The sequence below is a fragment of the Leisingera sp. F5 genome (assembly GCF_001593695.1).
Map to the genome: position 1 here is coordinate 1 of NZ_LUKH01001443.1, position 1,027 is coordinate 1,027.

Genomic DNA, 1,027 nt, shown 5'->3' on the forward strand with positions numbered 1-1,027 from the left:
TGCCCGCGTCGAGCGGTTCAATGACGGCGAGATCTTCGTCGAAGTCTATGAGAACGTCCGCGGCGAGGACATGTTCATCATCCAGCCGACCTCCAACCCGGCCAATGACAACCTGATGGAGCTGCTGATCATCGCTGATGCACTGCGCCGGTCCTCGGCCCAGCGTATCACCGCGGTGATCCCCTACTTCGGCTATGCCCGCCAGGACCGCCGCACCAAGGCGCGCACGCCGATCTCGGCCAAGCTGGTGGCAAACATGCTGACCGGTGCCGGCATCGAGCGGGTGCTGACCATGGATCTGCACGCCGCGCAGATCCAGGGCTTCTTTGATATCCCGGTGGACAACCTTTACGCTTCGCCGATCTTTGCACTCGATGTGAAGAACCAGTTCAAGAACAGCATGGACGAGCTGATGGTGGTGTCTCCGGATGTGGGTGGTGTGGCCCGCGCCCGCGAGCTGGCCAAGCGCATCAACGCGCCGCTGTCGATCGTCGACAAGCGCCGCGAAAAGGCCGGCGAAGTGGCCGAGATGACCGTAATCGGCGATGTGAAAGACAAGATCTGCCTGATCATCGACGACATGTGCGACACTGCCGGCACCCTGTGCAAGGCGGCGCAAGTGCTGCTGGACAACGGCGCCAAGGAAGTTCACGCCTATATCACCCACGGCGTGATGAGCGGCCCGGCGGTTGAGCGCGTCACCAATTCGGTGATGAAATCGCTGGTGCTGACCGATTCCATCCAGCCGACCGAGGCCGTGGCCGCCGCGCCCAATATCCGCATCCTGCCGACCGCGCCGCTGTTCACCCAGGCGATCCTAAACATCTGGCACGGCACATCCGTGTCGTCGCTGTTCGAGGACAAGACCCTGGTGCCGATTTACGAGAGCCTGACGTCCAACGGCGGCTGAGGCTGCTGTTTTTCCGGATGTTCAAAAGCCCCGCCCTTGTGCGGGGCTTTTTCTGTTTCACAGGGCAGCGCGGCGGCGGGCCGTGTTCAGGCTGATCAGAAGCGCCACGCCAGCCAT

At 62.3% G+C, this 1,027-nt stretch carries 1 protein-coding gene; it reads left to right on the plus strand.

Annotated features, from left to right (window positions below; genetic code table 11):
- A partial coding sequence (locus A2I95_RS42125) for a ribose-phosphate pyrophosphokinase (protein WP_291738180.1) occupies positions 1–910 on the plus strand: 910 nt, incomplete at its 5' end.
- Positions 911–1,027 lie beyond the last annotated feature (117 nt).